The organism is Yaniella soli (genome assembly GCF_054782375.1).
The window spans coordinates 1-7,669 of sequence record NZ_BAAGSP010000049.1 but is presented as its reverse complement, the minus strand read 5'-3'; the positions used below and the strand labels follow the sequence as shown (position 1 = coordinate 7,669).

Annotated in this window: 7 protein-coding genes and 1 pseudogene; 3 read left to right on the top strand and 5 right to left on the bottom strand. The window is 57.9% G+C overall.

Annotated features, from left to right (window positions below; translation table 11 throughout):
• Nucleotides 1-96 precede the first annotated feature (96 nt).
• From phoH2 to ACYVJT_RS14780, 3 genes and pseudogenes are all read right to left on the bottom strand, one after another.
• A pseudogene (phoH2, locus tag ACYVJT_RS14790) lies at nucleotides 97-1,344 on the bottom strand (RNA 5'-3' helicase PhoH2); the annotation flags it as partial.
• A 259-nt stretch (nucleotides 1,345-1,603) separates the two neighbouring features.
• On the bottom strand, nucleotides 1,604-2,188 hold the full coding sequence (locus ACYVJT_RS14785; RefSeq protein ID WP_343957083.1) for an aminoglycoside adenylyltransferase domain-containing protein: 585 nt from the start codon (nucleotides 2,186-2,188) through the stop codon (nucleotides 1,604-1,606).
• Nucleotides 2,189-2,196: 8 nt separating this feature from the next.
• Nucleotides 2,197-2,391: a hypothetical protein gene (locus ACYVJT_RS14780; RefSeq protein ID WP_343957081.1), complete on the bottom strand. Its 195-nt coding sequence runs from the start codon at nucleotides 2,389-2,391 to the stop codon at nucleotides 2,197-2,199.
• A 325-nt stretch (nucleotides 2,392-2,716) separates the two neighbouring features.
• Here ACYVJT_RS14780 and ACYVJT_RS14775 point away from each other — a divergent pair, with 325 nt between their 5' ends.
• Together ACYVJT_RS14775 and ACYVJT_RS14770 are read left to right on the top strand one after the other, a co-directional pair.
• Nucleotides 2,717-2,944 (top strand): FitA-like ribbon-helix-helix domain-containing protein, encoded by a 228-nt coding sequence (locus ACYVJT_RS14775; RefSeq protein WP_343957079.1) that lies wholly within the window; start codon nucleotides 2,717-2,719, stop codon nucleotides 2,942-2,944.
• Nucleotides 2,941-3,360 (top strand): type II toxin-antitoxin system VapC family toxin, encoded by a 420-nt coding sequence (locus tag ACYVJT_RS14770; protein ID WP_343957077.1) that lies wholly within the window; start codon nucleotides 2,941-2,943, stop codon nucleotides 3,358-3,360. Before ACYVJT_RS14775 ends, ACYVJT_RS14770 begins: the two co-directional genes overlap by 4 nt.
• Here the strand turns inward: ACYVJT_RS14770 and ACYVJT_RS14765 are convergent, their stop codons facing one another.
• A complete protein-coding gene (locus ACYVJT_RS14765) occupies nucleotides 3,361-4,614 on the bottom strand; it encodes a M18 family aminopeptidase (protein WP_343957075.1) in 1,254 nt (417 codons plus the stop codon).
• Between the two features lie 52 nt (nucleotides 4,615-4,666).
• A complete protein-coding gene (locus ACYVJT_RS14760; protein WP_343957073.1) occupies nucleotides 4,667-6,103 on the bottom strand; it encodes a glycosyltransferase family 87 protein in 1,437 nt (478 codons plus the stop codon).
• Nucleotides 6,104-6,227: 124 nt separating this feature from the next.
• Between ACYVJT_RS14760 and ACYVJT_RS14755 the strand changes: the two genes are divergently transcribed.
• Entirely contained in the window at nucleotides 6,228-7,313 is a 1,086-nt protein-coding gene (locus tag ACYVJT_RS14755; RefSeq protein ID WP_343957085.1) for an inositol-3-phosphate synthase, read from the top strand.
• Nucleotides 7,314-7,669 lie beyond the last annotated feature (356 nt).

The window sequence follows — 7,669 nt, the reverse complement described above, 5'->3', positions numbered from 1 at the left end:
AGCCTTAGGCTTCCGTAATCTCATGCATTACATCACCAGAGCACTGCTCGACACCGGCGGATTCAGACACCAACTACACTCATTTTTACGATGAGCCCCTTTAAGGATTTCCACCACTGCTCCGACGCCGTCGTGCCGCCCGACGCGCAGGTTGTCGCGCTGTGCGACGTCGTGAGTGAGCACGATTTTCGAGTTGTTCCCCATCCGGGACATGACCGTCAGCAGTACATTCTTTTCGAGTGACTGGGCTTCATCGACGATCACCCAGGCATCGTGCAAGCTGCGTCCACGGATATGCGTCAACGGCAGCACTTCAATGAGTCCACGTTCCATGACTTCGTCGAGCACATTCTCGCTCACCAGCGCGCCAAGCGTGTCATACACCGCCTGAGCCCAAGGGTTCATCTTCTCTTCTTCGCTGCCGGGCAGATAGCCGAGTTCTTGACCGCCGACGGCGTAGAGCGGTCTGAAGACGATGATTTTCTTGTGTTCGCGGCGCTCCAGTACCGCTTCCAGTCCAGCACACAGGGCGAGCGCAGATTTTCCGGTACCTGCGCGTCCGCCCATTGAGACGATGCCGATTTCGCGGTCCAGCAGCATGTCGATGGCGAGCCGTTGTTCTGCGGATCGGCCGTGCAGTCCAAAGACCGGCCGATCGCCACGGACGACCTCGACGTACTTGTGGGAGGTCGCATCGATTTTGACTCATCCCAGCGCCGAACCATTCCCGGATGAGATGACCAGCCCCGTGTTGGTGGGCAGGTCGGTGGCTTCATCGATGTCGATTCGTTCGCCGTCGTAGAGTTCGGAGATTTGTTCCTCGGTCGCATCAATATCGGCCAGACCGGTCCAGCCGGAGTCGGTGACCCACTCGTTGCGGTACTCGTCGGCGTCGAGCCCCATGGCTGAGGCTTTGACGCGCATCGGCAGATCTTTGGAGACCACGGTGACTGCTCGACCTTCGTCGGCGAAGCTCTTGGCAACGGCCAGGATGCGGGAGTCGTTGTCGCCCTGGCGGAATCCGGCGGGCAACACGGTTTCGGTGATGTGGTTCAGCTCGACCAGCAGGTGGCCGCCGTCGTCGTTGAGTGGAATCGGCTGGTTCAACGAGCCGTGGCGAAGCCTTAATGAGTCGAGCAAGCGCAGAGCCGATCTGGCGTAGTACCCCAGTTCAGCGTCGTGTCGCTTCTTTTCTAACTCGGATATGACGACGATCGGAATGATCACTTCGTGTTCTGCGAAGCGCAGCAGAGCTTTGGGATCCGACAGCAGAACGGACGTGTCGATCACATAGGACTTTTGCGCCACCGCGGAAGCGACCGCAGTCTCGAGATCCTCGGTGATGACAGTAGGTGAATTGAGCGTGGCCACAGTGACTCCAAACCAGGGACGAGAGCCGATCGATCTTCACATCAATCAGCCAGTCCGCACATCGATTCGCGGATGGTGGTCGGTCGGCCCGTAGCCTCGCGTGCGGCCAGGAACCGTACCGGCCCCTGGTGTCGTTCGACATAGACTCTTGGGCCTTCCGGTCAGTGTTCTGACACTTCTCAATCTAGAGGTATCGACCCATCTTCGGGGCCCTTGACACTCAACGGGAGGGTTACATTTCGATAAACAGTTGAAAGCCCAAGGTCCGCTTCGTAGGCGAGGGAAGCAAGCGTCGAAGCGAGCACAACTGTCTCTGGACGATTGTCTGGGCAGCAACATCCTTGGTAACGATGTCGCCGGTTTCCAAGGTAACCACGATACGCGCTAGTGTGAGCAACACATTTCGCTGGTCGCTCGAGTACTCCTCGAGTAGGTCGGAGTCGATGCGAGATTGCGGTACGATACCGGCCTCGAACTTCGTGCACAGCCACTCGCCGTATTGGAAATCTAACCGGGGCGTATCGGCCAGCGGGCGGACGTCATCGTGTACCAAGCTGGTGAGTTCTATCGGGCGACGATTGGCGGCCTCGGGGAAGGATTCTCCATGCCCCTTCCAGCCAGAAACGTTCAATAGCAGTGCCACGAGATTTGCTCGTTCACCATCGGTCAGTGATCGGCCCGTCACCATCAGCAGGTCAACGTCACTATCGGGCTGGAGTTGTCCCGTGGTCGCAGAGCCATAGAGGTAGACGCCGATGAGACCGCCGGGTGCAGCATCTTCCAAGTGACCCATGATTGGGGCGAGCTGTCCATTCATGGGCACAGTCAGGCGATATCTTTCCGCTCAGCAATCCGGCGAAGCCGATCAGCTTCTGCGGCAACACGATCTATGGCGTCTCTTAATGATGTCCCGCGCTCTTCGGCAAGTGCTGCGAGCACCCATCCTCGGATGAGTGCGCTGACCGGAATGTCGAGTTTCCCAGCCAATTGTTCGATTTCTAAGAATTCCTTCGCTGGCAATCGCACTGACTGAACGACGGATCGACCGCGCCGTTGACCCTGAACATCGTCAGGTAAAGGGAGGTCCTTAGTAGCTTCAGACTCAGCCTGAATAGCTTTGATTTCGTTTTTTGATATCCATGACTAACCCCTTCGATATCGACATCTATCATGGCAAGTGGAGGGCGATCCCAGCTACGTTCAGCTCCTGTCACGAGTCTATCAATTTCGGAAACTACAAAACTACTACGCTTCCCTTGCGAAGGCCCAACAGTCCGTTTCACGGTGGACGCTACACCTGCCCTGCGGTATGATATCTATTAAGTGATATCAGAAGGTGGTAATAATGGAACAGATTCTCATCCGTAGTTTACCCGCAGGAACTAAGACAGCATTACGTGCGCGAGCCAATAGTCATCATCGGTCCCTTGAAGCGGAGGCACGTGCGATCATCGCGGAAGCCCTTAACCGAGACCCCATAACGCTCACCGATCTACTCAGCATGGACGAGGGGGCCGACATTCATTTCGAACCCAAGCCGCTTGGCTTGAAAGCACGGACCCCGCAACTATGACGTACCTGCTAGATACAAACGTGGTGTCCGCATTGAGGATACGTGGCCGCAATCCAGCAGTCGAGGCCTGGGTAATGTCGATCCCGGTTAATGAGCTGTTCGTCTCGGCCCTGACAATTGCCGAAATCGAACGCGGCATCGTCGCCAAAGAGCGTGTGGACACCGCGCAAGGCACGATATTGCGCCGCTGGTTCGACGAGTATGTTCTCCCGGCATTCACGGAACGTATATTGCCCTTCGATTTAGCTTCTGCAAGAATTCTGGCAACTTTCCGTGTACCTGAGCATGCGCCATTCGATGATGCGTTGATAGCTGCAGTCGCACATGCCAACGAGATGGTCGTAGCAACGCGGAACACCAAACACTTCGAACCTCTCGGGGTTCGTTGCCAAAACCCCTGGGACCAACCCACATAGTTAGCTCTGGTCGTAGTAGAAAGCAGAGGCCAGTTTGGACAGGTGTTGTGGGTCTTGGGCACCACACATTTCGCGAGCCGAGTGCATGGACAACAGTCCGATACCGGCGTCAATGGTTTCAATACCCAACCGCGTTGCCGAAATGGGCCCGATCGTTGAGCCGGAGGGTTGATTGTTATTCGACACGAAGACCTGGTGCGGGACGCCGGCGCGCTCAGCCCAGCGGTTGAATTTGGCAGCACCGCGACCATCAGATAGGTAACGCTGGGTGGCATTAACCTTCAAAATTGGCCCGGCATTGGGTTGTGGTCGGTGATCGGCATCGTGGCGTTCGGTGTAGTTCGGGTGTACCAGGTGCCCGCCATCAGCAGACAACAGGATCGAGTGGGCGATGATGGTGCGGTGCAGGTGACCCGGCATGTTCTGGGCGGACAGAATGCGGGTCAGCATTTCTTCCAGCAGTGGCCCGCCCGCACCGGTGCGGGTTTCGGAGCCGACTTCCTCGTGGTCGAAGGCTGCCAGCATGGTGATTTTGTCTGACTCGGTTTCCAGCATGGCGCGTAGTCCGGCGTGGACGGAGACCAAGTTATCCAGGCGCGGCGCGGCAAAGAAGTCCTCGTTGATGCCGAAAGTGGCAGGCGGTTGGGTATCGGTCAGTAGCAGATCGAAACCGGTGACCTCTGCTGGGTCGACGCCGGTGTGCTTAGCGATTTCGTCGATAATGTTGGCCTCGCCCCCAGCCCCGACTATGGGGACCAAATGGTGTTGACGGTCCAGTTTCAGGCCGTCGTTCACGCTGCGGTCCAGGTGAATAGCCAGCTGCGGGATGCGCGCCATCGCCGGGGTATGGACCAAGTGCTCGCCATGCTCGGTGATCAACCGTCCCGCAAAGCCTAGATCGCGATCGAGCCAAGAGTTTGCGAGTACACCGCCGTAGACTTCGACGCCGACTCGGTTGTAGCCGGCAGAGGTGTTGTTGGGCATGGGTTTCACACGAAACGTTGGCGAATCGGTGTGCGCCCCGACGATGCGGAACGTTGGGTGCTCGGGCAGGTTTTCAGGCACATGCCAGACGATGACGGCACCGTCGCGAACCAACACATACCCACCGGGTTCCGTCGGAAAGTCGTCGACTGTATCGTGCACCACGGTGAACCCGGCTTCGGCTGCACGGGCGGCAACCTGGGCGGTCACATGGTACGGGGTCGGGGACGTGTGAATGAACTCGGCAAGGTCGTCAAGGTAAGGAGTCATGCTTCGAGTCTAATCTCCTCTCTGTGTCCACATGCCGTATACCTGTAAACAGTTAGGAAAGCGATCGCCGCAGCACAAACTTATCCTCGGCGCCATCAAATTCGGCGCCGATGGGATCGTCATCGGGCAGCATCGGATGGCTGGTTTCGCTCAGCGTGGTGCGCACCGGATCATTGACGGGGTCATACATGTCGACGATCACGCGGATCGTCAGGTAGATCAACACGGTGACATGCAGGGCGACGGCGGCCAGGTAGAGGTTCTCGTCCAACTGATGTTGACTGTCGTAGCCGGAGGTTTGACTCGCAAGATGTCCCCAGATCGCCCAGAAGTGCAGCAGCTCTGCGACGGAAAAGATCAAAAAGTCGCGCCAGTTTGGTAGAGCCAGGACGAGCAATGGGATGATCCACAGCACGAATTGGGGCGAGTAGACCTTATTGACCAGGATGAATGCGGCCACGATGAGGAACAGCAACTGTGCTAGTCGCGGTCGATGTTTGGTCGTGAGCCCGATGACGGCGATGGCCGCGCACGCGATGAAGAAGGACCAGAAGGCATAACCGGAGAGCTGTTCGCCGCTGATCGTGTTGCCGGTTGCGGTGCCGTAGGCCTGCCAGATCGAGGACCAGCCGGGCTCGCGCTCGGAGGAGTATTCATAGAAGACCGCCCAGGCCGCCGGGTTGAACAGCATCATCGGGAGATTGACGGCAAGCCAGGCGATGGCTGCACCGGCGGTGGTGAGCAGCAGCGGGTAGTAGCGTCCGCTGCGAATCGCCAGCACGGCGATGGCGCCCAAGAGAAAGAGGGGAAAAAGTTTGACGGCGGTGCCCAGCCCAATGAGCACGCCGGCCCACCCATAGCGGTGTTTGGCAAACGCCCACATGGCCGCGACCATGAACGCCACCGCCCACATGTCCCAGTTAATAAAGCCTGCGAAGATGATGCCGGGCGCGACCGCAACCATGGCGGCGTCCCAATACCTGATGCCGGCCAGTTTAGCGACCATCACGGTGACGAAGATCCACAGCGCGATCACTGCCACGAAGTTCAGGTCATAGAAGACCAGGTTGGAACCGACCTCGATGCCCAGGCTCTCCGATATATTGGTCAGCCCGTGAGCCAGCAACGCAATGATCGTGACGACGACAGCGATGAGGATCGGGTACTCAAATGAGCTGTCGAACCGGAACGCGGCCCACGGGTCCCCGGCTAAACCGCGAGACGTCCACAGGCCCGTCCAATCCGAGTAGCATCCCGCGAAATACACTTCAGGTGCGCCCCAGCCGCCAATTCTGCACGGGCTTTTCAACACGGCGGCAATGACCGCGGCGACGGCGACCAGCAGGATCAGCACACGGCCCGGCGTGAAGAAGGTTTTGATGCGCCCGGGCGCAGTGTGTTGGCCTCGAGGCGGGATGCGGCTGTGACCAGAATTTGCGGTGGCACTTCGTGGATCGTGCGCTATTAACTCGTCCTGTTCACTCGCCATGAGCAAAAGTCTACCGACCTGGCCGGTTAAACCGCATCACGTGTACAGCGCGTGAGTTGAATTGTCGTACAATACGAAGAATCCCTAGCCTTAACCTCATAGACTCACCGCAAGGAGTTTCGTGCTGTCCAACCAAAAAGTTCGCGTGGCAATCGCCGGTCTGGGCAACTGCGCTACCTCACTGATCGAGGGTGTTGAATACTATAAAAACGCCTCGGCTCAAGACACCGTACCGGGTCTGATGCACGTGCAGTTCGGCGACTATCATGTCTCCGATCTCGAATTCGTCACCGCCTTTGATGTCGATGCCAAGAAAGTTGGCCGCGACATTTCTGATGCGATGCGAGCCTCCGAAAACAACACCATCAAACTCACCGATGTACCCGAAACCGGTGTCAAGGTGCTGCGCGGGCCCACCCTCGATGGACTGGGCAAGTACTACCGCGAAATGATCGACGAATCGGATGCCGAACCCGTCGACGTCGTCCAGCAACTCAAGGACGACAACATCGATGTGCTGGTCTCCTACCTTCCGGTGGGTTCCGAACAGGCTGCCAAACACTACGCGCAAGCGGCCATCGATGCCGGGGTGGCCTTCGTCAACGCGCTGCCGGTATTCATTGCCTCCGATGAGACCTGGGCACAGAAGTTCACCGACGCCGGAGTGCCTATTATTGGTGACGACATCAAATCCCAGATCGGCGCGACCATCACCCACCGCGCTCTGGCCGCGCTCTTCGAGGCCCGTGGCGTGACCGTGGACCGCACCTACCAGCTCAACGTTGGTGGCAACATGGACTTTAAGAACATGTTGGAACGCGAGCGCCTGGAATCCAAGAAGATTTCCAAAACCCAGGCCGTGACCTCGAATTTGAAGGCCGAACTGTCTGCCGATGACGTTCACATCGGGCCCTCGGACTATGTGTCCTGGTTGGACGACCGCAAGTGGGCCTTCGTTCGGTTGGAAGGCCGCAACTTCGGCGACGCTCCCGTATCGCTGGAGTACAAACTGGAAGTGTGGGATGCCCCGAACTCTGCCGGTGTCATTATCGATGCGATTCGTGCGGCCAAGATTGCTCTGGACCGCAACGTCGGCGGACCGATCCTGTCCGCGTCGAGCTACTTCATGAAGTCGCCGCCAATTCAGCACAACGACGACCAGGCCCACGAGCTCGTCGAAGCCTTCATCGCAGGCGACATCGAGCGCTAACGTTCATGGTGTCCAGCGCATCCCTAGGTCACGGGCGCCGAGGTTGCGCCCCTTGATGTCGGTGGTGCGTTGTCAGGTAGTTTCAGCAGACCTCGCTTAAACTGACTGCAGCCACGTTGGATCGCTTCAATGAACTTTCTGCTACCACTAGTCCGCTGCAATGTAATGACTACAATACGCACGACCTTGAACTTAGCGTAAGGTTCAAGTGTTATCACTCACGGCCCGCCCTAGCTGCACTCATGGTTGGCAACCCACGTAAGAGATTGCGCGGATAGGGGCTTATCGGCGCTTACCGGAAATCGTAAGGCTTGACGGTGCGGGTGTCCCACCGGTAGCGGAGTCTGGCTTCGTGG

What these genes read in the sequence shown, in the direction of transcription:
- ACYVJT_RS14785 (WP_343957083.1), bottom strand. Translation starts at nt 2,188, where the DNA reads ATGAATGGACAGCTCGCCCCAATCATGGGTCACTTGGAAGATGCTGCA.
- ACYVJT_RS14775 (WP_343957079.1), top strand. Translation starts at nt 2,717, where the DNA reads ATGGAACAGATTCTCATCCGTAGTTTACCCGCAGGAACTAAGACAGCA.
- ACYVJT_RS14770 (WP_343957077.1), top strand. Translation starts at nt 2,941, where the DNA reads ATGACGTACCTGCTAGATACAAACGTGGTGTCCGCATTGAGGATACGT.
- ACYVJT_RS14765 (WP_343957075.1), bottom strand. Translation starts at nt 4,614, where the DNA reads ATGACTCCTTACCTTGACGACCTTGCCGAGTTCATTCACACGTCCCCG.
- ACYVJT_RS14760 (WP_343957073.1), bottom strand. Translation starts at nt 6,103, where the DNA reads ATGGCGAGTGAACAGGACGAGTTAATAGCGCACGATCCACGAAGTGCC.